The sequence below is a fragment of the Halorubrum rarum genome (genome assembly GCF_048380895.1).
Taxonomy (GTDB): Archaea; Halobacteriota; Halobacteria; order Halobacteriales; family Haloferacaceae; genus Halorubrum.
The window spans coordinates 221,830-246,661 of sequence record NZ_JBLWMN010000001.1 but is presented as its reverse complement, the minus strand read 5'-3'; the positions used below and the strand labels follow the sequence as shown (position 1 = coordinate 246,661).

At 64.5% G+C, this 24,832-nt stretch carries 24 protein-coding genes, 1 tRNA gene and 1 pseudogene; 9 read left to right on the top strand and 17 right to left on the bottom strand.

Going from position 1 to position 24,832, the window contains the following annotated elements; translation table 11 throughout:
- From ACNSN7_RS01195 to ACNSN7_RS01180, 4 genes are all read right to left on the bottom strand, one after another.
- A complete protein-coding gene (locus ACNSN7_RS01195; protein ID WP_418280037.1) occupies positions 1-2,358 on the bottom strand; it encodes a TRAP transporter permease in 2,358 nt (785 codons plus the stop codon).
- Positions 2,359-2,397: 39 nt separating this feature from the next.
- Complete coding sequence (locus tag ACNSN7_RS01190) at positions 2,398-3,510, bottom strand: TAXI family TRAP transporter solute-binding subunit (RefSeq protein ID WP_418280036.1); 1,113 nt, start codon at positions 3,508-3,510, stop codon at positions 2,398-2,400.
- 162 nt (positions 3,511-3,672) lie between these two features.
- The gene (locus ACNSN7_RS01185) at positions 3,673-5,088 is read right to left on the bottom strand and encodes an acetyl-CoA hydrolase/transferase C-terminal domain-containing protein (RefSeq protein ID WP_418280208.1); all 1,416 of its coding nucleotides are present in this window, start codon (positions 5,086-5,088) and stop codon (positions 3,673-3,675) included.
- Between the two features lie 77 nt (positions 5,089-5,165).
- Positions 5,166-5,738, bottom strand: coding sequence for a MaoC family dehydratase (locus ACNSN7_RS01180; protein ID WP_418280034.1), 573 nt, complete (start codon positions 5,736-5,738; stop codon positions 5,166-5,168).
- 86 nt (positions 5,739-5,824) lie between these two features.
- On the opposite strand from ACNSN7_RS01180, the gene ACNSN7_RS01175 reads away from it, so the two are divergent.
- The 5 genes from ACNSN7_RS01175 to ACNSN7_RS01155 all read left to right on the top strand — a co-directional run bounded on the left by ACNSN7_RS01175 (position 5,825) and on the right by ACNSN7_RS01155 (position 11,708).
- Positions 5,825-6,202 carry a tautomerase gene (locus tag ACNSN7_RS01175; RefSeq protein ID WP_418280033.1) on the top strand — a complete coding sequence of 126 codons (378 nt, stop codon included), beginning with the start codon at positions 5,825-5,827 and terminating at the stop codon, positions 6,200-6,202.
- Positions 6,203-6,295: 93 nt separating this feature from the next.
- Complete coding sequence (gene sucC / locus ACNSN7_RS01170) at positions 6,296-7,441, top strand: ADP-forming succinate--CoA ligase subunit beta (protein WP_418280032.1); 1,146 nt, start codon at positions 6,296-6,298, stop codon at positions 7,439-7,441.
- Positions 7,438-8,307 carry a succinate--CoA ligase subunit alpha gene (gene sucD / locus ACNSN7_RS01165; RefSeq protein ID WP_418280030.1) on the top strand — a complete coding sequence of 290 codons (870 nt, stop codon included), beginning with the start codon at positions 7,438-7,440 and terminating at the stop codon, positions 8,305-8,307. Before sucC ends, sucD begins: the two co-directional genes overlap by 4 nt.
- A 148-nt stretch (positions 8,308-8,455) precedes the next feature.
- On the top strand, positions 8,456-11,353 hold the full coding sequence (locus ACNSN7_RS01160) for a GAF domain-containing protein (protein WP_418280029.1): 2,898 nt from the start codon (positions 8,456-8,458) through the stop codon (positions 11,351-11,353).
- Positions 11,354-11,420: 67 nt separating this feature from the next.
- Positions 11,421-11,708, top strand: coding sequence for a MarR family transcriptional regulator (locus ACNSN7_RS01155; RefSeq protein ID WP_418280027.1), 288 nt, complete (start codon positions 11,421-11,423; stop codon positions 11,706-11,708).
- 147 nt (positions 11,709-11,855) lie between these two features.
- On the opposite strand, the gene ACNSN7_RS01150 is transcribed toward ACNSN7_RS01155, so the two are convergent.
- The 7 genes from ACNSN7_RS01150 to ACNSN7_RS01120 form a co-directional block, all read right to left on the bottom strand.
- Positions 11,856-12,272 (bottom strand): YccF domain-containing protein, encoded by a 417-nt coding sequence (locus tag ACNSN7_RS01150; RefSeq protein WP_418280025.1) that lies wholly within the window; start codon positions 12,270-12,272, stop codon positions 11,856-11,858.
- Positions 12,273-12,356: 84 nt separating this feature from the next.
- Positions 12,357-13,046, bottom strand: coding sequence for a 7-cyano-7-deazaguanine synthase QueC (queC, locus tag ACNSN7_RS01145; protein WP_418280024.1), 690 nt, complete (start codon positions 13,044-13,046; stop codon positions 12,357-12,359).
- A 112-nt stretch (positions 13,047-13,158) separates the two neighbouring features.
- Positions 13,159-13,935 carry a 7-carboxy-7-deazaguanine synthase QueE gene (locus ACNSN7_RS01140; protein ID WP_418280023.1) on the bottom strand — a complete coding sequence of 259 codons (777 nt, stop codon included), beginning with the start codon at positions 13,933-13,935 and terminating at the stop codon, positions 13,159-13,161.
- Positions 13,935-14,396 carry a 6-pyruvoyl trahydropterin synthase family protein gene (locus tag ACNSN7_RS01135; RefSeq protein ID WP_418280021.1) on the bottom strand — a complete coding sequence of 154 codons (462 nt, stop codon included), beginning with the start codon at positions 14,394-14,396 and terminating at the stop codon, positions 13,935-13,937. The genes ACNSN7_RS01140 and ACNSN7_RS01135 overlap by 1 nt, the downstream gene beginning before the upstream one ends.
- Positions 14,397-15,033: 637 nt before the next feature.
- Positions 15,034-15,474, bottom strand: coding sequence for a hypothetical protein (locus ACNSN7_RS01130; RefSeq protein ID WP_418280019.1), 441 nt, complete (start codon positions 15,472-15,474; stop codon positions 15,034-15,036).
- Between the two features lie 33 nt (positions 15,475-15,507).
- On the bottom strand, positions 15,508-17,400 hold the full coding sequence (locus ACNSN7_RS01125) for a PH domain-containing protein (RefSeq protein ID WP_418280018.1): 1,893 nt from the start codon (positions 17,398-17,400) through the stop codon (positions 15,508-15,510).
- A complete protein-coding gene (locus tag ACNSN7_RS01120; protein WP_418280016.1) occupies positions 17,397-17,861 on the bottom strand; it encodes a PH domain-containing protein in 465 nt (154 codons plus the stop codon). The genes ACNSN7_RS01125 and ACNSN7_RS01120 overlap by 4 nt, the downstream gene beginning before the upstream one ends.
- Before the next feature lie 274 nt (positions 17,862-18,135).
- On the opposite strand from ACNSN7_RS01120, the gene engB reads away from it, so the two are divergent.
- A complete protein-coding gene (gene engB, locus ACNSN7_RS01115; RefSeq protein WP_418280015.1) occupies positions 18,136-18,756 on the top strand; it encodes a GTP-binding protein EngB in 621 nt (206 codons plus the stop codon).
- Between the two features lie 24 nt (positions 18,757-18,780).
- Here the strand turns inward: engB and ACNSN7_RS01110 are convergent, their stop codons facing one another.
- Positions 18,781-19,827, bottom strand: coding sequence for a hypothetical protein (locus tag ACNSN7_RS01110; RefSeq protein WP_418280013.1), 1,047 nt, complete (start codon positions 19,825-19,827; stop codon positions 18,781-18,783).
- 55 nt (positions 19,828-19,882) lie between these two features.
- Positions 19,883-20,587, bottom strand: coding sequence for a DUF1405 domain-containing protein (locus ACNSN7_RS01105; RefSeq protein WP_418280011.1), 705 nt, complete (start codon positions 20,585-20,587; stop codon positions 19,883-19,885).
- Positions 20,588-20,717: 130 nt separating this feature from the next.
- Here ACNSN7_RS01105 and ACNSN7_RS01100 point away from each other — a divergent pair, with 130 nt between their 5' ends.
- Both ACNSN7_RS01100 and ACNSN7_RS01095 read left to right on the top strand, forming a co-directional pair.
- Positions 20,718-21,341 carry an FxsA family protein gene (locus ACNSN7_RS01100; protein WP_418280010.1) on the top strand — a complete coding sequence of 208 codons (624 nt, stop codon included), beginning with the start codon at positions 20,718-20,720 and terminating at the stop codon, positions 21,339-21,341.
- 103 nt (positions 21,342-21,444) lie between these two features.
- Positions 21,445-21,518 (top strand) — tRNA-Ile (locus ACNSN7_RS01095).
- Between the two features lie 289 nt (positions 21,519-21,807).
- On the opposite strand, the gene ACNSN7_RS01090 is transcribed toward ACNSN7_RS01095, so the two are convergent.
- Positions 21,808-22,053, bottom strand: a complete 246-nt coding sequence (locus tag ACNSN7_RS01090; RefSeq protein ID WP_418280008.1) for a type II toxin-antitoxin system HicA family toxin — start codon at positions 22,051-22,053, stop codon at positions 21,808-21,810.
- Positions 22,050-22,349, bottom strand: a complete 300-nt coding sequence (locus tag ACNSN7_RS01085; protein ID WP_418280007.1) for a type II toxin-antitoxin system HicB family antitoxin — start codon at positions 22,347-22,349, stop codon at positions 22,050-22,052. Before ACNSN7_RS01085 ends, ACNSN7_RS01090 begins: the two co-directional genes overlap by 4 nt.
- A gap of 469 nt (positions 22,350-22,818) precedes the next feature.
- Between ACNSN7_RS01085 and ACNSN7_RS01080 the strand changes: the two are divergent.
- Positions 22,819-22,906 (top strand): annotated as a pseudogene (locus ACNSN7_RS01080) (TATA-box-binding protein); the annotation flags it as partial.
- A gap of 432 nt (positions 22,907-23,338) precedes the next feature.
- Here the strand turns inward: ACNSN7_RS01080 and ACNSN7_RS01075 are convergent.
- Positions 23,339-23,824, bottom strand: a complete 486-nt coding sequence (locus ACNSN7_RS01075; protein WP_418280006.1) for a hypothetical protein — start codon at positions 23,822-23,824, stop codon at positions 23,339-23,341.
- Positions 23,817-24,590 (bottom strand): UPF0175 family protein, encoded by a 774-nt coding sequence (locus ACNSN7_RS01070; RefSeq protein WP_418280005.1) that lies wholly within the window; start codon positions 24,588-24,590, stop codon positions 23,817-23,819. The genes ACNSN7_RS01075 and ACNSN7_RS01070 overlap by 8 nt, the downstream gene beginning before the upstream one ends.
- Positions 24,591-24,832 lie beyond the last annotated feature (242 nt).

Sequence of the window (24,832 nt, the reverse complement as noted above, 5' to 3'; positions counted from 1 at the left end):
TCAGGGACGCTTCCGACCCGTCAGCGTCCCGAACGCGCCACGAATCGCCAGCAGCGGGTTCGGGCGGCCGACCGCGACCTGGAGGACGTACATCGCGGCGACTGCGAGCAGCGCGCCCGCCTGGACCATCTGGTCCGGGTGGACCATCGCCACGACGCCCGCGACGAAGAACGCGACGCGGAGCCCGTACGTCCCCGCGCGGTTGAAGACGAACTGGTAGTTGATCCCGTGGATGATCGCGAGGGACCCCAACAGCGCGATGACACCTGCGGACAGCGACGCGTAGTCGAACACGCCGGAGACGAGTTCCGGGTGGTAGACGAACGCGAACGGAAGCACGAACAGCGGCGCGGAGATGCGTAGCGCCTCCTTACAGCTCCCCCAGAACCCGCCTCCGGAGATCCCGCAGGTGACTGCCACGCACGTCGCGATCGGTGGCGTGAGACCCGCGAGGATCGCCGCGTAGAACACGAAGAAGTGCGACGCCAGGTCGGGAATGAGGAACTGGTTGATGAGCGTCGGCGCGACGAGCAGCGCGACGACGGTGTACGCCGCGGTCGTTGGCATTCCCAGTCCGAGCAGGATACAGATGATCATCGCGAGCACCACGGCGATGATCATGACTCCGCCCGAGAGGTCCATCAGGGTCAGCGAGATGGCCGTCGGTACCCCGGTCGCCATCAGAATGTCGACGACGCCGTTGATCGCCGCGAGGATGATGGTCACGGGCGCGACGACGAGCGTCCCCTGACGGAACCCGTCGACGGTCTGTTTGAGCGTTTCCACGCCCGCCTGCGGGACACTTTCGCCATCGAGCGCCGCCTGTAGGAGCGGGATCGAGATCCCGAAAAAGACCATCGACGCCGCGGTGTACAGCGCCGCGGTCATCACGGTCCACTGTAACACGCCGAGGATGTAGATCAGGATGACCAGCGGGATCCCGTACTTCACGGTTTCCAAGGCGATCTCGCGGTCGCTCATCGGTTCGCCGATGATGCCGGTCATCTCGGGGTCGTCGATCTGCGGTGCCGCGACGTAGTGGACGGCGACGGCGATCGAGACGACGAGGATCACCGCCGGGATCAGCCCGGCGATGATGACGTCGACGTACGTGATCCCGGTGATGAGCGACGCCATGATGAACGCACCCGCGCCCATCACCGGCGGAAGCACCTGCCCGGCGGTCGATGCGACCGCCTCGATCCCGCCCGCAGTCTCCGGTTTGACCCCGTTCTCCTTCATCAGCGGAATGGTGAACGACCCGGTCATGCCGGCGTTGGCGGTCTGGCTCCCGTTGACGGAACCGATGACCGCGCTCGCGATCACCGCGGTCTGAGCGATGCCCGAGTCGACGTACTTCGCCGACCGGACCGCCAGTCTGAGGATAAGATCGAACGCGCCGTACGCCTTCAACAGGCCGGCGTACAGCAGGAACAGCGCGATCCACGCGGCCACGAGCCGGGTCAGGAACCCGTAGAACCCGTCGACGCTCACGACGAGGATCCGGATGATCCGCGTCGCCGACAGCCCACCGTGACTCAACGCGCCGGGCATCCACGGGCCCGCGAGTCCGTAGCCGATACCCGCGAGGACGACGATCAGGAACGTCATCCCGAACGACCGCCACGTCAGGTAGATCATCACGAGCGTGAACGCGAAGCCCATGACGAGCTCCGGTTGGGTCGCCCGACCGAGCGTGTCGACCGCGACGCTCTGGTAGTTCAAGAAGAGGTAGCCGCTCGTCCCCGCCGATATGACGGCGGACACGACGAGGAGACCGGTCTCGATCCAGTTGCCGTTGACGAGCGGCTCCTCGAGCTCCATGATCACGTACAACACCAGGATGCCACCGAGGAACGCGACGGCGTACTGGCCTCGAGGCATCAGCTGGGTGTACGAGTACCACATCACGATCATCCAGTACGGCACCGAAAAGGAGATCAGCGCCATCCGCAGTCGCTCTTTGACGCCGACGCCGAGCCAGGCGATCGCGGCGGTTACGCCGGCGACCCCTATCGCACCGATAACGCCGACCAGCGTCGTCGCGTACTCGTCGACGGTGTCCGAGAGCGCGACCGGATCGTCGAACAGGAGGTGCGGAAGGAACTCCCCGTAGGCACCGGCGAGGAAGTTCGGAAGGAACAGCGTCGGAACGAAGATGACGATGAACCAGAACGGAAGCGAACCGAGGTACAGCCACAGCTGTCGGCCGCCTCGCTCACCGTCGGCAAGTTCGAGCGGGTCCGCGTCGTCGAGCAGGCTCTCTTCCTCGCCCGGTGGCGGGTCCGTCGTGTCGGTCGCGTCGGCTGGACCGGGCGGATCTGTCGGATCTGTCGGGGTATCGGAGTGATTGGCCATCCGTCGTGAAAGATAGGTGTGGTCGGGGTTATGCGACCGTTATTCGGCTTCGCCGCGGATCCAGTCGTCCTCCCAGACGCCGTTGTCGTCGAAGAAGTCGGCGACGCCCTCGTGGACCTCCAGTTCGGGGATGACCGTCGCGGTCATCGCCTCCGGCGAGTACTCGAGCGTCGTCGGGTCGGATTCGCGGAGCGTGTCCTCGTGTTCCATGGCGAGTCGGCACACCTCGCTGGTCGCACGAGCGGGGATCTCGGGGCTGAACGCCCACTGGCCGGCGAGCGACCACGTGATCATCTCGTCGGTGAACTCGGTGACTTCCTGTTCGTAGCCGTACGGCTCGAGCTCCTCGAGGATCGCTCCGGGATGGTCCTCGATCGTCTGCTTGAACTCGTCGTCGACCTCCAACAGGTTCAGGCGGCCGCCGCTTCGGACGTCGACCTCCTGACACCAACCGGAGAGGTCGACGCCGTTCGCGCCGTACAGACACAGCGCGTCGACGCGGTCCTCCTCGACTGCACCCGGAATGTCGCCGGTGTCGACGTTGAGGATGTCGTTCTGGTCCCACATGTCGGCCGCTCGAATGATCTCTTCGGTGAGGAGGCGAGTCCCGAATCCGGGCTGGATCGGGTAGATCGTGTAGCCGCCCTCGCGGAGATCCTCCGTCGACTCGACGCCGCTCCCGTCCAGACCCACCCAGTGGATCTGGAGCGACGTAAAGAGGAATCCCTGATGGGGAAGCGAGTCGACGGGGTCGTCCGCGAACGGGCCCTCGTCGTTGAGCGCCTTCGCGAGCGAGTTGTTGTCGACCCCCATCGCGGGAATCTGACCGCTGTCGTACTCGTAGAGGTTCGCCGTCCACCCCGCAGTCTCCTGCACGGAGATGTTGAGGAAGTCGCTGTGGTTGCTCGCCGCGCGTGCCAGCGCCTGTCCGGCCGCCTGCGTCGAACTCCCGGTCGACGTGCCGCCGATCGTGATCGTCACGTCGCCGTTTCCGTCGTCGCCGTTTCCGCCGTCACCGCCGTCGTCGCCGCCGTTACCACCGTTACCGCCGTCGTCGCCATCATCGTCCGAACAGCCGGCGAGTCCGACCACCCCGAGGGTTGCCGCCCCTTTCGCTACGTCGCGCCGTGTTAGCCGATCATTATCGATCATGCGTATCTGCCAAATACGTCTATTTGTAAAAAGATATCGTAGGACGCGTCAGTCAATAGCATCAGTCGGGTTACCCCGCATCATACACAATATAGTAGCGTAAATCGGTGTGAAAACACACGATTCGATGCCGAGCCCCCTCCCTCGATAACTATACCAAACTCAGTGCCACGAAAACGCGGTGTCGAGATCCAGTGGCGTGTTACCGTTCTCGCCCGCGCGGTCACGATATCGATCGAGTTCCTCACGGAACGCCGGGTCAGCGATCGCCACGAGTTCGGCGGCGCGCTCCCGCGGTGAGCGACCGCGCAGGTCGGCGACGCCGTGTTCGGTGATGACGACGCTCGCGTCGTGTTCCGTGTGATCGACGTGGGGCGTCAACGGGACGATCCGCGAGACGTCGCCGTCGACCGCCGTCGACGGGAGCGCGATCACGCCGAGCCGACAGTTCCGTGAGAAGTCGCCGCCGCCGCCGATCCCGTTGACGACGTGGGTCCCCCCGATGTGGGTCGCGTTGACGTTGCCGTACAGATCGACCTCGACGGCGCTGTTGATCCCGACGACGCCGAACCGATCGATCAGTTCGGGGGCGTTCGAGACGTCCGCCGGCCGCAACACCACGTCCTCGGCGTACCGTTCGACGTCCGCGAACAGTCGCTTCTGTCCCGCCGTCGACAGCGCCAGCGACGTCGCGCTCGCACCGCGCAAGTGGCCGGCGTCGAGCATGTCCAAGAGCCCGTCCTGCACGACCTCGCCGACGTACGCGACCTCGCGCTCGCCGAACTCGACGTCGGTGAGCGCACCCATCAGCGCGTTTCCGAGGCTGCCGACGCCGAACTGCAGGTTCACGACGTCGCTCAACAGCGGGTTGCGGACGAGCTCCGCTTCGAGGAACGACGCGAGGTTCGCGGCGATCGCCTCGTCGGTCGCGGACGCTTCCCGGAACTCGTACGGGTCATCCTCGCGATCGGTTTCGACGACTGCAGCGAGTTTCTCGGGGGCGAACGGGACCGCTGGACCGCCCGTCTCGCCGAGCGGATCGTCGAGCGGGATCGGGTCGCGGTTCGGTGGATCGTTTCGTACGTGGACGTCGTGAACCCGGGCCAGTTCGACCGGCTGCGTGCGATTCACCTCGACTATCACCGTGTCGGCCGCGCCGACGTACGCGGGCGTGTGCCCGATCGACGTCGACGGGATCAGCCAGTCCGGGCCGACCGCGACGGCCTCGACGACCGCGATCGTCTCGCCGCGCATCCCGGCACGGATCCCCCCGAAGCGGACCTCGTCGGCGAGCCGCGAGATGTGTCGATCGTGGAAGCTCACGCGCCCGTCGTTCACCGCCTCGCGCGCGGTCTCGTTCGGCACGAACGGGTACCGACGCGCCATGTCCCCCGACTCCACGAGGTCGCGATCGATCTCGTCGCCGACGCCCCCGCCCGAGACGACGGTGAGCTCGCGGGGGGCTCCGTCGGCGATCGCCTCCGGGACGAGCTTCGGGTAGCCGACGCCGCCGAAGCCCGACACGAGCAGCGTCGCCGTTTCGGGGACGAGTTCCGCCGCGTCCGCCGGCGTCGCCATCGGAACGTCGCCGGCGATCCGAGCGTCGGGAACCGGATCGTCGACCGTCGGCGCGGCCGCCTCGGACGACGAGCGCGTCACTCCAGATCCTCCGGCTGGGTGCCGATCCCCGCCGGCCACCCGGTCGGCTGGGCGGCGCTCGGCTGTGCGTGTTCGCGTTTCAACACCATCGGCGTGCGCTCCAGGGAGAGCACCAGCTCGTCGTCCTGATTGTACGCTCGGAGCTCCGTGGTGACGATGCCGACGTGCTCACGCGAGGACGACTCGCGTTTATCGAGCACTTCGGACTCCGCGAACAGCGTGTCGCCGTGGAAGACGGGGGCGTGGTGTCGGATCGCGTCGTACCCGAGGTTCGCCGTGGCGTTCGCGCTGACGTCGATGACGCTCATCCCCACCGCGAGCGCGATGATGAACGTGCCGTCGACGAGCCGCTCGCCGAACTCCGTCTCGGCGGCGTACGCCTCGTTGAAGTGCATCGGGTTGAGGTTCATCGAGAGGTTCGTGAACCACACGTTGTCCGTCTCCGTCACGGTGCGGCCGTACGGGTGTTTGTACACGTCTCCCACCTCGAAATCCTCGTAGTAGCGGCCCTGCCAGCCGGACACGAGTCGCCGGTCCTCCGGATTCGGTTCGGGGGTTTCGTTGCTCATCGATCGGTACGTCGTCGGATCGCATGCTAAAGGTTTCTACGGAGAGGCGTCGACAGCTACAAGCCCGATCCGGACGCCTACGAGGTATGCCCCTGTTACAGTTCGACACGACGCTGTCGCTGTCGGCCGCGGAGAAGACGGCGTTCGCGGAGCGAGTCACCGACCTGTACACCGAGGAGATGGCGACGACCCGCGGCCACGTCGCGGTCACGGTCCGAGAGCGCGACGCGGGCGATCTCCACCTCGGCCGAATGGTTGACGGCCCGCTCCTGTTTCTCGACGCGGAGATCCGTCGCGGCCGCTCGTTCGAGCGCACCCGCGCGTTCGCGCTCGGCGTCATGGAACACGCCGCCGACGAGTACGGCGTCCCGGAGCCGAACCTGAAAGTCGTGTTCACCGAACACGCCGGCGAGGCGATGATGGGGATGGACCGTGTCGGCGGCGAGTGGGAACCGGGCGAGTAGCGCCGCCCTCATACTGTCGTGTGTTGGCATGTGAACACGTCTCCGGCTCGAATGTTCAGGATTTAAGCCGTCGACGGTCCCCGTTCAACGTGGATGAAACTACACGAACATCAGGCGAAAGGGATATTCGCCGATGCGGGGATCCCGGTACCGGACTCCCGACTCGCGACGAGCGTCGACGACGTGCTCGCCGCGGTCGACGAGATCGGTTTCCCGGCAGCGATCAAAGCGCAGGTCCACGTCGGCGGCCGAGGCAAGGCCGGCGGGATCAAGATCGCGACCGACCGCGACGAGGCCGAACAGTACGCCGAGGCGATCCTCGGGATGGACCTGAAAGGGTACACCGTCGAGACGGTGCTCGTCGAGTCGGGCGTCGACTTCGTCGACGAACTGTACGTGGGCGTGACGATGGATCGGAGCGAGGGGCAGCCCGTGCTGATGGTGTCGACGGAGGGAGGCGTCGACATCGAGGAGGTCGCCGCGGAGAACCCGGACGCGATCGCGCGTGAACACGTCGACCCCTCGTTCGGACTGCACCCGTATCAGGCCCGGAAGGTCGTGTACGACGCGGGCGTCGACGCCGACGTCGCCCTCGACGTCGCCGGGATCGTCTCCACGCTGTACGATCTGTACGAGTCGAACGACGCCTCCGAGATCGAGGTCAACCCCGTGATGATCACGGGCGACCGCGACGTCGTCGCCGCGGACGCCGTGATGAACATCGACGAGGACGCGCTGTTCCGCCAGCCCGAGCTCGCGGAGCTCGAAGAGGAGACGTACGAGGACGACCTCGAACGCAAGGCCGGCGAGTACGGCTTCGACTACGTCCGGCTGTCGGGTAACGTCGGCATCATCGGCAACGGTGCCGGACTCGTGATGACGACGCTCGATCTGGTCGACCACTACGGCGGCTCGCCCGCCAACTTCCTCGACATCGGGGGCGGGGCGAAGGCCGAACGCGTTACGAACGCCCTCGACATGGTCTTCTCGGACCCCAACGTCGACAGCGTCGTGTTCAACATCTTCGGCGGGATCACTCGCGGCGACGAGGTCGCCAAGGGGATCAACGAGGCGCTCGACGGTTACGACGAGCTCCCCAAGCCGGTCGTCGTGCGGCTCGCCGGCACGAACGCCGAGGAGGGAATGGAGATCCTGAACACGGACCTGCTGTCGGTCGAGAAGACGCTGGAGGCCGCCGTCCAGCACGCGGTGGCTGACGCGGCGGAGGTGGAACAATGAGTGTATTCGTCGACGACGACACCAGAGTGGTGGTCCAGGGGATCACCGGCGGGGAAGGGAAGTTCCACGCCGAACAGATGATCGAGTACGGAACGAACGTCGTCGCCGGCGCGGTGCCCGGCAAGGGCGGTCAGGAAGCCGCCGGCGTCCCCGTCTACGACACGGTCGACGAGGCCGTCGAGGCGGAGGACGCGAACGCCTCCGTGATCTTCGTGCCGCCGGCGTTCGCCGGCGACGCGGTTTTCGAGGCGCTCGACACCGACCTCGATCTGGCGGTCGCGATCACCGAGGGGATCCCGACCCAGGACATGGCGAAGGTGAACAAGCGACTGAGCGAGGTCGACACACGACTGCTCGGCCCGAACTGTCCCGGCATCATCACCCCCGGCGAGGCGAAGCTCGGGATCCTGCCCGGGAACATCTTCGCGGACGGCAACGTCGGGCTCGTCTCGCGCTCCGGCACGCTGACCTACCAGGTCGTCGACAACCTGACCGAGCGAGGTATCGGCCAGACGACCGCCATCGGTATCGGCGGCGACCCGATCATCGGGACATCCTTCATCGACGCCCTCGAGGCGTTCGAGGCGGACGACGAGACCGACGCCGTCGTGATGTGCGGCGAGATCGGCGGCGAGGACGAGGAACAGGCCGCCCGCTACATCGGCGAGCACATGGACACGCCGGTCGCCGGCTTCATCGCCGGCCGCACGGCCCCGCCGGGCAAGCGGATGGGTCACGCCGGTGCGATCGTCTCCGGCTCCGGAACCGGCACCGCCCAATCGAAGATCGACGCGCTGAACGACGCGGGCGTTCCGGTCGGTGACACTCCCGAGGAGGTCGCCGACCACGTCGAGGAGTTCCTGTAGACCACGCTCACGGATCCCGTCGGCTCGATCGGCGGTCGTTTTCTCGCTTCGTTCCGATCGCTCCGCCGCCTTTCGTCCGGTCCACGGACGGTATCGGAAGTGATTCCGATGCGGAACGTTCAAATCCGAGGTATGTGTGGTCTCCCGCATGCGATCGGATCCCAACTCACCCGATCCCGACCCGGAACACGCCGAGCCCGGTGACGGTGATATCGACGGATCCGGTCCCTGTGAGCGGCAGTTGCGGGCGGATGGCTCCGACACCCAGTGCGTGTTGGTCGTCGACGACGAACCCGCAGCGGCGGAGCTCGCGGCGACGTATCTCGACCGACTCCTCGACGGGGTCGAGACGTGTATCGAGACCGAACCGGATACGGCGCTCGATCGGATCCGAAACGATCGGATCGACTGCGTCGTCAGCGACTACGACATGCCCGACCGGAACGGACTGGAGCTGCTCGACGACGTTCGGACGGTCGCCTGTGACCTCCCGTTCGTGCTGTTCACCGGAAAAGGGAGCGAGGAGATCGCCAGCGAGGCGATCTCCGCCGGCGTCACCGATTACCTCCAGAAGGGGGCCGGACGCGACCAGTACGAGATACTCGCGAACCGCGTCGACAACGCCTTGCGTCGCCGCCGTGTCGAGGAACGCTCTCGCGCCCGCAGTGCGGCGATCGGCCGCTACGAGGCGATCCTCTCGACCCTTCGTGACCCGGTGTTCACGGTCGACGTCGACGGGCGGATCGCCTACGTCAACGACGCGTTGTGTACGCTGACCGGCATGTCCGCGTCTGCGCTACACGGTCGCGACCCGTCCGTCCTGTTCGACGGTGCGATCCCGCCGGGATTGGAGCCGCTCGCCACCGGAGCGGGCGACGATTCGGCGTACGTTCGGTCGCTGGCGGATGCACAGGACGCCGAGGTGCGCGTCCGTGCGGAACACGGGGATACCGTCACCTGTGAGAGCCGCGTGGGTCGTGTCGAGGGGTCCGACGACGCGGCCGCCTGCGTGCTCCGGGACGTCAGCGAACGGGCGCTGGCCGAGGCGGAACTCACCGACGTCAACCGAAAGGTCACCGCGATCCACGAGTTCGCGACCGAGGTGTCAACCGCGTCAACGAAACCGGCGGTGTTCGAGGAGGTCGTCGCCGCCGCCGAGGATATCCTCGAGTTCGATCGCTGTCTCACTGCACGGCGGGACGGGGACTACGTGTATCCCGAGGCGCTCTCCGGGAGCGTGACGATGGCGGAGGTCAGACGGTTCGAGGTCGGTGAGGGAATCGCTGGGCGAACGGTCGCCGACGGACGGACTTTCGTCATCGACGAGGTCGACCGATCGCCGGAGGCCGATCCGGTCGGCGACGACATCCGTTCCGCGATCAGCGTTCCGATCGGCGAACACGGACTGTTCCAAGCCGTCTCTGGCGAGCGTGCCGCGTTCGACGGGACGGACACCGAGTTCGCCGAGCTGCTCGTGTCTCACGCCAGCGATGCGATCGAACGGATCGAAACCGAACGCGACCTCCGATCCGAGCGAGACCGACTGGCCGCGCTGTTCGATGGCCTTCCCCTTCCGGTCGCGCGAGTCCTGATCGACGACGACGAGACACGGCTCGACGCCACCAACGAGGCGTTCGAGGAGACGTTCGGGTACTCGGCAACCGAACACGACTACCGCCAGGCGCTCGACGGGATGGTCCCGCCGGACGGTCGAACCGTCCCGTCCGAGGCGGTCGATCCGGACGCGGGACCGGTCCGTCTGGAGGTGGAACGCGAGACGATCGGCGGCGTCCACGAGTTCGTCATGAACGTCATCCCGACCGAGTACGACGGCGGCCAGCTCGTGTACAGCGTGTACGCCGATATCGAGGAACACAAGCGGATCGAGCGAACCCTTCGCGAACTCCACGAGGCGACCCGTGAGATGTTCCACGGCGGGGACCGAGAGTCCGTCGCGTCAGTCGCGACTCGGGCCGCGATCGACACGCTCGGGTTCCCGAGCAGCGGGGTCCGGCTGTACGACCCGGAAGAGGGGGTGTTGCAACCGACCGCGATCAGCGAGGAGGCGACCGCCGCGATCGGCGAGCGCCCGGCGTTCGACCCGAGCGACGGCGCGATATGGGACGCCTACGAGACGGACGAGATCGTTCTCATCTCCGACGTCTCGGCCGCGGACACGGCCGTCGGCTACGGCGAGCTCGACAGCCTGCTCGTCGTTCCGCTCGGCGACCACGGCGTCATGCCGCTGGGCTCCCGGGAGCCGAACGCGTTCGACGACACCGACGTCCAACTCGCCCGCGTGCTCGGCGCGAACGTGACCGTCGCGCTCGACCGTGCGGAACGCACGGAACAGCTCCACGAGCACGACGCCGCGCTCCAACGAGAGCTCGAACGGTTAGAGAAGTTCGCCGGCGTCGTCTCGCACGACCTCCGGAACCCCCTCAACGTCGCGATCGGCCGCCTCGAACTCGCGCGGGACGTCGTCGACGACGAGGCGGCGCTCGAGGAACTCGATCGGATCGAGGACGCCCACGAGCGGATGACTCGACTGATAGACGACCTGCTGGCGCTGGCACGACAGGGCAAGACCGTCGACGACCCGGAGTCGGTCGTGCTGGCCAACGTCGCCGATCGGGCGTGGCGAACCGTCGAGACCGGAACCGCCGAACTCGACCCGCCGGACGACGACGCGACGATCGAGGCGGACCCGGAGCGACTCCGAACGCTCCTCGAGAACCTCTTTCGGAACTCCGTGGAACACGGTTCCACGAGCGATCCGGCGGCCCCCGGTGACGGCGTGGAACACGACCGACCGAGCGTGACGGTTTCGGTCTCCGAACTCGGTGCCGGTGACGGGTTCTCCGTCGCCGACGACGGAGCCGGGTTCGATATCGACCCTGAGCAGGCGTTGGAGTACGGCGTCTCGGACCGGTCGGACGGTACCGGGTTCGGGCTCGCGATCGTCAGGGAGATCGCCGACGCACACGGTTGGGACGTGGTCGTCGACGACGACGACGGCGCGCGGTTCGAGTTCCGAACGTCGTAACTGACGGACGTGCGCGAGAGACGCACGGGCGGGTCACGGTTAACTCCGGATCGCCCCCAGAACGGACATGAACGACGTGATACGCGATCGACTCTCCTCGCTTCCGCCAAGCGCGAAACTGGTGTACTACGTCCTCGAGAAACACGACCAGCTCGACCAGACGGGGGTGGCCGAGGAGACGCGCCTCTCGACCCGGACCGTCCGGTTCGCGATCGAGAAGCTGTCCGAGGCGGAACTCGTCGATGAGGGGCTCTGTCCGACCGACGCTCGACGATCGGTGTATCAAGCGGTCACGGAGCCCGACGTGGACGAGGAGAGACCATCGGCGGCGACGGCCGTCGCGGCCGAGGACTGAGATCCGAGTCGAGGCGTCGACGCCGGGGCGGTTCGCGGCATCGCCGACGAGACGATTCGCGGCATCGCCGACGAGACGATTCGCGGCATCGCCGACGAGACGATTCGGGTGGCTCATCGATCCGCCGTCAAAATGAACGGAGGGGTCTCAATACCTGTACAGCGAAACGACGAGCGGCAGCTTCCCGTACATCCAGATCGCGATGGGGATGCCGAGGATCGAGACGGTCAGTCCGTACGCGATGGCCATCCACACCGCACTCGCCCACCAGCCGATGAGAACGAACCACACCGCGCGAACGAGAACGGTTCGTTGCTCTCGCGAGTGAACGGTTCCCGTACCCGTTTCGCTCACGAACTCTCTGGTCGGAGACTTGAGCGAGAGAACCATCGGAACCATGTTGATCATCTTGATCCCGAGCGGAATCGTGACGATCAACAGGTTGAGAAACCACGCCACGCTCAGCCAGATCCCCGTTGCCCACCAGCCGATGAGAACGAACCACACCGCGCGAACGACGAGGGAACGGTCATCGGCTACACGTACCGGCTCGGTCGCGTTCATACTGCACCGTACGTGCGGAGAGAATTAAACGAGAACGGTCCCGTGAGGTTGACATCCTCCCCGCCCTTCAGCGCGGGGAGGATGTCAAGAGAACTCCGGTCGTTCTACGTACGCGATCGGATCGCGTGACCCGGCGTTCCGGAACGCCTCAAGTCGGAACGCACACGCATCACACGTCCCACACGCCGGCGCGTCATCCCGGTAACACGACCACGTGATCTCGTACGGTACACCGAGCGCGAGCCCCCGCTCAGCGATCTCCGTTTTCGACCACTCGACGAACGGCGCTTTCAACTCGATCTCCGTCTCGGGCTTCGTCCCGACGTCGATCACGTTCTGAAAGGCGTCGAAGAACGCCGGGCGACAGTCAGGATACCCGGAGAAATCCTCCGAGTGCGCGCCAATGAACACGGCCGACGACTCCGTCGCCTCCGCGTACGACGTCGCCATCGACAACAGATTCGCGTTTCGGAACGGGACGTACGACGTCGGGATCTCATCACTCTCGAGATCCGCGTCAGCCACGTCCATCTCCTCGTCCGTCAGGCTCGACGCGCCGATTTGCGAGAGATGTCCAGTTTCGATATGCAGGAAGTCAGCCGCATCAACCTCCTCAGCAAGCGATTTCGCACACTCGAACTCCTTGTCTTCGGTGCGCTGTCCGTACGACGTGTGGAGGAAGTACGGCTCGTACCCCTGCTCCATCGCTTCGTATACAGCCGTCGCGCTATCCATCCCTCCGGACGCCAGAATCACCGCGCTTTCGTTGCTCATGTGTGTTCAGTTGCGTCGAATCGATCGTCACTCCGTTCACCACGCCAAGTCCGACGCCCCGAACGCGGTGTGGGCGTCGCACTGCGTCGACGAGCGTGTTCTAGTGCGATGCTCATGTCCCCGGCGCGTCGTTCCACAAGTCGACGTGAAGCCGTGGCGTGTACCGGTACCCGTACTCCAGAGCGAGTTCGGCCACCTCGCTTCGCGTCCCGTCGAGTTGCTCGCGCGTCATGCCCTCCGGCATCAACAACACGTCATCGTCCGCCACGATCGCCGCCGTCGCCGTCCGCACCCGATCAACCAGGTCCGTGATCTCCGGCAAGTCCGTCTCATCCGTCACGACGAACTTGAGCTGCGTCTCGTACTCGTCGACCAGCCGGGAGAGCGCGTCCATATCGATCCGGTTCTCTTCGTGTTGCTCTTCGAATTCGCCGTCAGCTTTCGGGTCACGATCCGGCGTCGGCGTGCTGCTCGCCAGTTTCGGGCTGATACTTGCCAGATCGATGGGCGCATCCCGGTAGATCGTCCCGTTCGTCTCCACCGTCGTGTGATACCCGTCTGCGGCCAGTCGCTCTAAGAGCTCGACTGACTCCTCGTGGATGAGCGGCTCGCCGCCCGTGAGTACGACGTGGGTCGCCTGCTCGTAGGAGTGGACTTCCTCGATGATCGAGTCGACGTCGCGCCACGCCCCAGTCGGCTCCCACGAGGTGTGGTACGAATCACAGAACCAACACCGCAGGTTACACCCAGAGGTTCGTACGAAGACGGAGGGGACGCCTGCGAGCGTTCCCTCACCCTGCAACGAGTAGAACACCTCGTTGATCGGGAGGGCCTCACCAGTTGTATCAGCGTCCGTTTCGGACTTCTCTGCGTCACTCGCAACCGGCATCAGTAGGTCGCACAGAGCTCGCCGGTTTCGCTCACCGACACCGACACCTCCGAGACGGTGTCCGGGAACGCATCACGCATTCGTTGTTCGAGGAGGACGCCCATCACCTCCGCCGTCGGTGGGTGGTCCAACACGACGAGCGCGTTACGGTCGCCGGACGCCTCAAACGCCTCCACGAGCGGATCGCCCTCTTCGACGAGGAACCGATGATCCCACGCGTCGATGACGTCTGTGACGTCCCCTTTGTCGACGACCCATCCCTCATCAGTGAGCCGGCCGGTCACTTCGACGGTGATCTCGTAGTTGTGGCCATGCGGGCGTGCACACTTCCCGTCGTGATGGAGGATTCGGTGGCCCGAACTGATCCGAATCGGGTTGTCAGCGCCGACATGGAGCGTTCGTTGGCCTGCTTCAGCCAAATCTACTACTGTAGGGTCTTCTTGAGATATGCTCTGGGGCATACTCAAAGAATACAGGAGGCGAATATAAGCATTGAGCTTCGTTGGCTCCGACGGAGTCCTCAGCTTCAGACCTGCTCTCACACAAAGCAGCTTGTCGTCAACAAGAACATACCGACTATTGAGAGTCCTCCCCAACTCGAAGGAGTGGTCCGATGGCCGTACGAAATATATCGGTTTTGTGAGGCACTCGAGAGGTAATTCGGACACTTCTCGATCGATGACGGGAGTGGGTGTTGCAGTCCGCCGGTCGTGCTGCGATATTTAAACGACCGTGAGCGATGTCGATGGATACTATAAAGAACGCATGCGGCGGCGCGCGCCTCCGAGCGCCCAACGGGCGCGAGGAGCGCGTGCGAGGGAGTCAGGGACGGTCGCCGGAACCGCTCGGCGACCGCCCCTGACTCCCTCGCACGCGCTCCTCGCGCCCGCCGGACGCTCGGAGGCGCGCGCCGACCGCATCACTGATTTATAACTAGTCGTCGACACCGCTCACGGTCGTTTAAATATCGTATCGCGATCGACGACCTGCAACACTCACTCCCGCTATCGATCACCGCTGTATTGGGTGGTTGGTGGTGCAAAATATCAGTTACGGAGGGGTTCAACGGAGCCAAACGGACGATTTTGATTCCGTCGCTCACGGCTCCGCGGGCTGTTCGTACCCCATCACCGCGATCCGGAGTCGGCCGTCCGTCTCGGCACGGATCTCCACGCCGGAGATCGGATCCGCCAGCGGGAGATCGAACGTCTCGCTCGCGGCGACTCCCTCGTTGACGACGCGTGCGTCGACGGCGAGTTCCCGCGTTCCGGCCGGAACGACTCCGATCGTTTCGCTCGTCGAGACGGTTTCGGGAGCCGCCAACTCGACCGTCTCCGAGACGATCGTTTCACCGTCCGCGACCGCGTCGACGGCGATGCGCACGGGACCGTCCCGGTAGTTGTACACGAAGAGGTCGAACGGTTCGTCTATCCCGTCGGAGTCGTTCTCTCCGTCGGGATCGCGCTCCCCGTCGAGACAGCCGAGAAGGGTGACCGAGGACGTCGAGCCGACCGCGGCGAGGATCGTGCGACGGTCCATATCGGATGGGTACCGCGGAGGGATATATGTCTTCTATCGGCCGCCATCGTCGTCGTCGGTTTCCCCCTCCGCAGTTGCGTCACCATCGCCGCCGTCGATATCGGGTTCGTCACCATCGCCGCCGTCGGTATTGCGTCCGTCGGGTTCCTCGGTCGACTCCGTTCGGTGTCTGACGTCGGAGTCGGAGGGATACCTGTCGACCGCGTAGTCGCCGTCGTCTATCGTCTCTGCGGGCTCCGAGTAGTCGCGTTCACTCGGCGAGAAGTCCGGCCGCACGACGCCGTCGTCGTCCGGATCGATATCCGGTTCGACGACGCCACGGTGCTCGTCGTCAGTGCCGGATTCGGGGTCGGAATCATCGCTCTCGGACGGGTCGGAGTCGGCGTCGTCAGCGTCGTCCGGCCCCGTGGCTTCGTCGCCAGCGTCGTCCGTCTCCGTGGCTTCGTCGGTGTCCTCCAACCACTCGAACCCGGAGTAATGTGTCCGACGTTCCCGGAGCGATGCCTGCAGTCGCTCGGTGAGTTCCTCCCGGAGGCGTTCCGCCTCCGCGGTGTCGAAGTCGATGGCTGCGGCGTCGCTGCCGACGAGCGAGTTCGTGCCCGCCGTGTCGGCGACGACCGTCGCGACGTGCCAGCGCCGCTGGAAGACGGTTCGCGAGTCGATGACGTTCTGGATCCGGTAGTACGGTACGACCCGGACCTGTCGGCTCCAGAAGCCGTTCCGGGTGAGGAGGTGGTCCTCGCCGAGCCAGTAGCCGCGGTGTTTCCACTTCAGGTGCGCCGCGGGCGGGACCGCACCGAGCAGCCCGGCGACGAGGTACCACGGTACGTCGACCGCGATCCACCAGTCGACAGCGAACGCGACCGCGGCGAGCGCCGCGACGACCATCGCGTACCGGAACGCGTACCGCCACCGAATCCGCTTCGGCGGGCGGGAGAACTCCGGGTCGCCGAACGTCTCGACGTCGCGTGCGAGCTCGTACACCCGTTCTCGCGAGGCGATCGGAACGGCCGCTTGGGTCCCGAGCTCACCGCCCTGTCCGGGCGCGTAGCCGGCGGTCTCGATGGACATGGTCGCGTACCCGAGCGCGCGCTTGGCCGGGTTATCGGAGATCGTCAGCGTCTGGACCTTCTCGGTCGGGATCGACCCGCTGTAGCGCCGGAACAACCCCCGTTCGTAGCGGAGTTCGTCGCCCGCACGAGAGAGCCGGAAGCCGTAGTAGTTCGAGAAGGCGACGACCGCACCGATGATCCAGGACACGATGAACAGCGCCCCGATAGCGACGATCGCCGTCGCGGTGAGCACGGCCGCCGACGTGCCGGGAAGAAAGCTCCGCAACACCGGGAACGAACCCGATCCGAGGAACGCCAACAGTCCGATGAGACGGCCGTCGAACGAGAGCGCGCCGACCAGCGCCAGCTCGCCGGGCGAGATGGCGAACAGGTCCTCCTCGACGGGTCCGACGGAGTCGCCGTGCGCGTCGGTGTCGCCGGTCGTCGACGCTCTCGACTTCCGTCGCTGGACCTCCCGCTGGAGTCGAGTCGCCTCCGACGGGACGACGTACCGGATCGATCCCTCGGTGCTGGAGCCGCCGGCGGTTTCGAGGTCGACCGCGGCGATGCCGAGCGCACGCTGGAGCACGTTTCGACTCACGTCGACGTTCTGGATCCGTCGGTACGGGATCTCCCGTTCTCGTCTGGAGATCACGCCCGAGGAGATGTCGAGGGTGTCGGCGGTGAGCTCGTAGTCGAATCGGCGATAGTAGGCGACTTCGTAGGCGGTCGCGGCACCGATCACCGCGAGCGATCCGCCGACGGCGAGCGCGAACCCCCAGTCGTTGGCCGTCGCGAGGAAAAAGAGGAGCACGACGACTCCCGACACCTTCTGGAGCGCGCGATACGGGATCGACTGTTTGGCAAGCTTCACACCGCGTCCTCCCCGTCGGCACGGATCGCGAGTCGTTTCAGCTCCTCGCGGAGGTCGTCGGCACGCTGGGGGGTCAACCCCGGTATCCGGACGTCAGCGCCGCGAGAGCCGGCGGTGTACACGACACACGAGGCGAGTCCGACGCCGCGCTCGATCGGGCCGCGCCGGGAGTCGACGTGCTGGATCCGGACCAGCGGTACCGCGGTCCGGACCTGCGTGACAACGCCACGGTCGAGGTACAGTGCGTCCTCGCGGATCTCGTAGCTCCAGCGTCGGTACCGGAGGAGCGCGTGACCCACACCGACGACGACGAGGCCGCCGCCGGCGACGAACGGGGCCCACTCCGGCAGGTAGCCGAAGTAGAACCCCGCCACAAACGGAGTCGAGAGGAACGCGGCAAGGATCGCGGCACGGAGGACCCAGACGATCCGAACGCGAGGGTTGAGTCGCTGTGTCGTCATCGACGCTCCTCCGTCACGTGTCCGAGAGTCATACGTTCGGGTTGTCACGGGTTACGTATAAACTCCCGCGACTGGACGGAGCGCGAGGCGATCGGGACGATCCGAGCGTCCGCCCCGTCCGGACTCCGCCGACCTCGACCCGAGCCGGGCCGGCCGCACCGCTTAAATGGCTGACTCCGGCCCGAGCCGCGCCGGCCGTGCAGTTTAAAGGCTGACTCCGGCCCGAGCCACGCCGGCCGCGCCGTTTAAAAGGCTGACTCGCCTGCGTTCGAGCATGTTCGAAGACCGGCCGGACCGCGACGCCGAGGTCGTCCTCGTGGGACGATCGAACGTCGGAAAGTCCACGATCATGCGGGAGCTGACGGGCCATGACTTCTCGACCGGCGGCAAACCCGGCGTCACCCGGCAGCCGAACCACTACGACTGGGCCAGCGAGTCGTTCATGTTCACGGACCTCCCCGGATTCGGATTCATGTCAGGTGTGGAGGCGGACCGTCGGGAGCAGATAAAGACGGACGTCGTGCGCTACGTCGAGGACAACGCGGACTCGATCCTCGCGGGCGTCGTCGTCGTCGACGGGAAAAGCGTCATCGACATCATCGACCGGCACCGCGAGCGGGGGAACGTCCCCCACGACGTCGAGATGTTCCACTTCCTCGAGGAGGTCGGTACCGATCCCATCGTGGCGGTGAACAAGACGGACAAGATCGACGATCTCGACGAGCGCCTCGACGACGTCTGCGACCGGCTCGGCCTCTACCCGCCGTGGCAGCAGTGGTCGGACACGATCGCACCGGTCTGTGCGAAACGCGGCGATATCGACGCGTTAGCGGAGTGCCTCCGCGAGCGCTTCCACGAGCACAACCGCGACGACCTACTGAAGTTCGTCTCCTGAGACCGAGGCGACGGCGCACCACCGTCAAAAGTCGAACCCGGCGGCGTCGGCGGACGGGCGCAACGGGCTCGACGGATAGGGCGGCGACGCGTCGGGGTCGTTGAACGCTCTCGGCGCGACGTCGTTCGGGCCGTCCGGATAGAACAGCGCGGCGACCGTCTGGACGTGTTCGCGACCGCTCGCCAGCTCGAACTGCCCGCCGCCGTACATCGCGATCCCCTCACGATCGCAGTAGTCTATCGTCTCGAACAGCGATTCGAGCGTCCCGAACCGCGAGGGTTTCACGTTACACCAACCGGGCTCGACCGGCAGCGATTCGAGGCTCTCGACGCCGTCGATCGGGTAATCGAACGCGAGCCGGTCCGCCTGCGGTTCCAGGAGCGGCGTCGTCGCGGGCGTAAACGCCGCGTCCTCGACGACGGCCGACGGAAACGCCGCGAGCACGTCACGGTACAGCTCCGGGTCGGCCTCGACGTCCACGTCGGTACCCTCGTACCACCCTTTTAAATCGAGCACGCGAATCGCGCCCGTCTCGCGGAGCTCGACGAACGCCTCCGCCGGCCAGTCGGGCGTCGGGTCGAGTTTGAACTCCAAATCGCCGTCGGCCGCGAGGAGTTCGTCCACGCGGTCGGTCGTCGGCGGGTCGCCGAGTCGCGTCGAGACGACGAACCGGACCGGATTCGGTTCGACCCCGAGTCGGTTGCCGAGCGACGTGTCCGCCTGTCGGAGCGCCAGGTCGAGCGCGGCGCTCTCGAGGGCCCACCGGCGGTAGTTGCGGGACGTCTCGCGTTCCGGCGGCTTCGCGGCGAACAGGTCGAGGTCGTCGAGCCGCGCGGACAGTTCGGCTATCGTCCACTCTCCTTCCAGATCCACCGGATCGGTTCCGGCAAGCGCGTCGTGGTCGGCGTCGTCGTACGTGACGTCCTCGCCGCGACCGGTCAGGCCGTCGCCCGACAGCCGGAACTCCGTCGTCGTTCGCTCGAACCCGCTCGTCGTCGCCTCCGTGTACCGACGACGACCGACCGACTCGATCGTCACACCGAGGTCCGCGACCCGCTCATACGCGCTCATACGATCAGCACACGACTCACTGGCGTATAAAGCGTGTCACGGTACCGGCCATCGATCACTCGGCGTCAGCGAGGCGAAGCCGAAGCTTCTCGGTGCGGGTCGCGAGCATCCAGAACGTCGGGATCACGGTCAACACGACCGCGCCTGCGGCTGCGACCTGCAGGACGGTCGTCGTGAACCAGGGCTCGGAGCCGGCGTACGGCAACGGCGTGTGCGTCACGTCGCCGAGGACGGGAACGAAGTAGTCCATCAGCAGGTCGACGGTGTACCACGCGACGGCGACGGCGACCGCCTTGAGGGGGAAGTCGGTCATCCGATGGAGCACGAACGCCTGCAGTGCCATCCCGAGATGGCTCACGAGCAGGAACGCGTACATCGGCGTCGACGACTGTGCGAGGAATCCCGGCGCGAACGCGACGAGCACGTACGGCGTCCACAGCCCCAGTTTGACGTTCCCGACGAACGCGAGCGCGGCGAGGTAGTCGTTCGAGCGCCCGAGCCCCCACGACGCGAGCGCGAGCGCGATCAGGAGGGTCGCGCCCGGGCTGTCCGGAACGAACACCCACATCTCCTGTGGAACGCGCTGAAACTGGAACCGGTAGTACCAGAACCCGAACGCCGTCCCCGCGAGGTTGATGGCGACGATGAGCCAGACGAACCGGTACGCGACGTCCTCGAGTCGCTTCGGAAGCGGGGCGACCCACCGCGGAAGCGACTCGCGTTCGGGCGGGTCACGCCCGAGCGCGCCGACGAGATCCATACGCCGGGGTCACCGCGGGCGTTCAAAGCGGTGACGGTCCCGACCGCACCCGATCAGTGACGTCACGCCCGGTCACGGTGTGACGACGCCGACGAAAAGGGCTATGGGTTCCCGGCCGCAAGCGTGCCCCATGCGCTCGCGAACGCTTCTCGTGTTGCTCCTCGTCGTGCCCTTCGTCGACGCGCTGTTTCTGATCTACGTCGCGACGCGACTCGGGGCCGCACTCACGGTCGCGCTCGTCGTGTTGACCGCGATCCTCGGCATGCTCCTGTTGCGTGCGGAGGGCCGTGCCACCCTCGCGCGCGTCCAGCGAAAGCTCGCACGCGGCGAGCCACCAACGGACGAGCTGCTCGACGGCGGACTGCTGATCGCGGCCGGGGCACTGCTGCTCACGCCCGGACTGGTCACCGACGCGATCGGCTTCCTGTTCGCGCTGCCGCTCTCCCGCGTTCCGATCCGGATGGCGCTGAAAAAGTACGTCGTGATCCCATACATCGATCGCGAGACGGACGGGTTCGCAACCGGAAACGTGTACATCGGCGGCTTCCCGAGCGGCGGCGACGGCGACTTCGAGGGCTTCGGTCCTGGCACCGGTCCCGGCGGCCCCGGCGGCCCCGGCGGCCCGTTCGATCCCGATGGCGACGGAGCGACCGACGCCGGGGACGCCGGTCGCACTCGCTCCGCCGGCGGCAGCCGTTCCGACGACGTCGTCGACGTCGACTTCACGGTCGAAGAGGAGGACCGACCGGAGTGAGCCCGAGTCGCGTGAATCCACCCCGAAACCGACGGACGGCGGGGACGCTATCGAAAGGAAACTCTTAAACTCTTACCCACGCAACGACTGAATGCGCTCACCTGGGCCAATAGCTCAGTCAGGTTGAGCGCTCGGCTGATAACCGGGAGGTCCACGGTTCAAATCCGTGTTGGCCCACCTACTGTACGCACGGTCTTTGGCCGTGCGGGATTGGTGGGCTGGGACTCCCCAGCCACCCAATTTCGTTCGATACGCTACCTTCTGAGACGATCGTCTCGCGTTGTCCGAACAGGAGAACGGGCGGCCCCCTTCGGAAACCGTCGGTTTTCACGCACGGATGGCCATGTGAAACGATCGGGCAGTCGGTACGGGGAGAACTGACGCGATCCCCGGCGTGATCGGGGCGGTTTCGGGGGGTTCGTTGACGACTTGTACAAGAAATCGTAGTCGCAGTAACGCGCCCGGTTCAGCTATTCCGGTCGATCCACTCGCAGAACGAGTCGAAATCGAGCGCTCCGCACTGGTCGGCGATGTTCCGAAGCGTGCCGGTACGGATCTCTCCGTGAATCGGAACGCTGACATTCCGCACTTCCCCTGTCTGGGGATGTTTGTATCTGAGTTTGAGGTGACTTCCCGTTCGATCGACGGGATAGTACCCGTTGTCGATGAGAACAGATGCGACTTCTTCGCCAGTGAACTGTCGCCGCGTCATTCCTCGTCCGTGTCGAACCACGGCGTATCCGGGACTCCGGGCTCGTCGGGGGCCGACTCGGGGTCGATCCCCAACTCGCGGAGATCGTCGTCAGTGACGGGTCGGCCCGCCTCACCCTTGTGCAGCGCGACCGCCTCGTCGATCATCTCCAAAGCGTGTTCGCGCGTCTCACCCTGCGTCGTCACGCCCGTCTCCTCGTCGGTGACGATCCACATCTCACCGTCCTCCGAGAGTTCCAGCGTGATGTGAGTCACGGGTGCCGGTCTCTCACCGTTGCCACCCGTATCTGTGCTCATGAATGTGATTAGACCGCACCTCATCAAAAGGATTCGGGACACTTTTGCGCCACTTCCCGCTGTCTTCTAGGTCCTCAGCGTTCAATTCGCCCACAAGGTACTCCCGCCCGCGATTGATGTCGAATATCCGTAGCATTCCCACTTGCCTTCGAGTTGGGTGAGGAGAGCTGATTCGGGACGTGGATGATTTCACCGAGTCGGCTAGTTGAGCCACAATCATTTTGTCGGCTATAGAATATCAATTGCTATGAGTCATCCACAGCCAGCGTTCGACTTTCTAGTGGGACTTCCAGTTGATGCGTCGGTGGACGAGTACTTGCTTATGGATTGGTGGGCGGATGATGATATCGATGCTGAAAGTGGAGACGACATCGTCAACCATCCGGAAGTCTGGAACGTGTTGGAGCTTCCTGATGCTCTGGCTGAACTCTCTCCCGACGACCACGTGAGTATTCAGCCGATCAGCGGACACCTAAATCTCAATGCGGCCGCCATCGGACTTGGTCTGGAAAACGTACGATATTCGCCTGAGCTGTTTAGCGGGCTCGTCTACTGCCCCAATGGATACGACGCGACCGCAATCCTTTGTTGGGAAAATATACTCTTCACCGTCGGTGAAACCGCAGAGGACGTATCCGATCTGGTCAAGTATACGACCGAAATGATCGAAGAGCTGGGACTCGCTGAACCCGAAATGTTTGATGAAGATATCCAGACGGGTAGCGTCGTCGAGTTTTCTAGCACTCGTTGAGATATCCTCGACGTCTTCTACGAGGACGACTGGATCTGCTCGTACGAGGACCTGTCGGCGGACTTCGAGGACATGTACATGCCCGATCGAGACGATAAGCGGTTCATCCAAAATGGGAAGCGCGGGTCGTCGAAGGAGGCGACAGAGCGGCTCGTGATGAACTTCGATCCGGAGGAGGTGTGACCACGTCCGCAAATCCATGTGTCTCTTGCATCAGCAATTCCCCTTCTGTCGTCGTTCACAACTTCTCAGCATCACGTAGAACCCGTCTGACCTCAGAATTGATCGGAACGTCTTCGAAGTAGCTTGAAAGACCATCTTGATAACGTTCTCTCGATATCCCGCACTGCTCGAACGTTTCTTTCAGAAACTTTGATCCCCACATGTTGTCGAGGTCGTTTTCCTCCGCTTTTGTTAGGACTCGTTTATCGTTCGTAACGAGGGTACAGTCGGACCGGTCTTCAGTTAGACGGATGAGCGAGTAATCAGCGTCTCCGAGACGAACCGAGCGCTCGGTTACCAATTCATTTAGATTCGCTTCCTCGATCGATAGCCAATCCGGTACCTCCACCCGGTCGTGATGCGGTACGTACTCGTTCTCCCAGACCCGTGCCGACGTCACGAGTTCGTGCGTATCACTCCAGAACGCGATGTTCTCGAACCATCCGGAGCCGGTAAACGCGGAGAGGACGGAATTATCCAGTACGAACGCGCTTTCACTCATCAATCAACCTATCTTCAGATAGCAACTCCTCAGCTGATTCCGGGCCGTATTGGATCTCGACGTCGGATACTTTCAAAACCTTCTGGAACTCGTTTTGAGTGAGCCCTGCCAATTCGGCACCCCGATCAATGGAGATCTCGTCTCTATCGTATACTAGTACAGCCCCCGATCGGCGTTGAGCCTCGACTGACTGATAGGCCGACGTGTTGGACGGGTCAGGGTATGCCTCCGAGGGAGGAAGTAGTTCACCGAGTAACGCATCCCGAGCCCACACGAGATCGTGCGCCAGCGGCCGCAGATCAACTTCGGATTTCTCTTTCTCGATCTGCCAAGCACGGTATATTCGTGCGTATACCGCGATGAACGATGACGCTAGAATCTTCCGTTCGCTCTCATCGAGAGCTTCGCGCCGGCTGAATATTAAACAAGAGCTGAGAAACTCGAAAGCGGACAACAGAATGAGGTACCCGGTCGGATTGTCCGCGTGGAGCGCATCCTTGACGAGGTCGTCCATCGCCATGTCCAGCATACTCTCTACGAACTGTATCGCGTTCTCGTTGTCAACCGGGAGAATCGACGCGAACGCTTCGATAGTACCGAATTCCTCAGTCACGTGTTCCTCAAAAACCTCGATCGAGTCGATGAATCGGGATTCCAACGGTTGGGCCAAGATGTCATCAACGACGGCTTCCAAGAACGCCTCCGGGTCATCGATGGATATCGAGGTAGCGGCCTCAATCTGCCGAACGACGGACGCGAGGGGCATACTAAGGTCTATCTGACCTGGATGTCCACTCCCCGCGTCATCCTTTATCCCACCAAATCGACCCATCGTTTACGACCGAACTTCGGAGCGGCGGAAAGGTATATCTATCGCAGAGAAGTTCTACAGTCCATCGGTCTGATCTGGATGAGGTGAAATTGGGTTCTGGGTATTCATAGTCACCCACTCACCGTCCTGATTTTCCCTAGCTCGACAAACTGTCACGCTGCCCAATCTCCGGCACC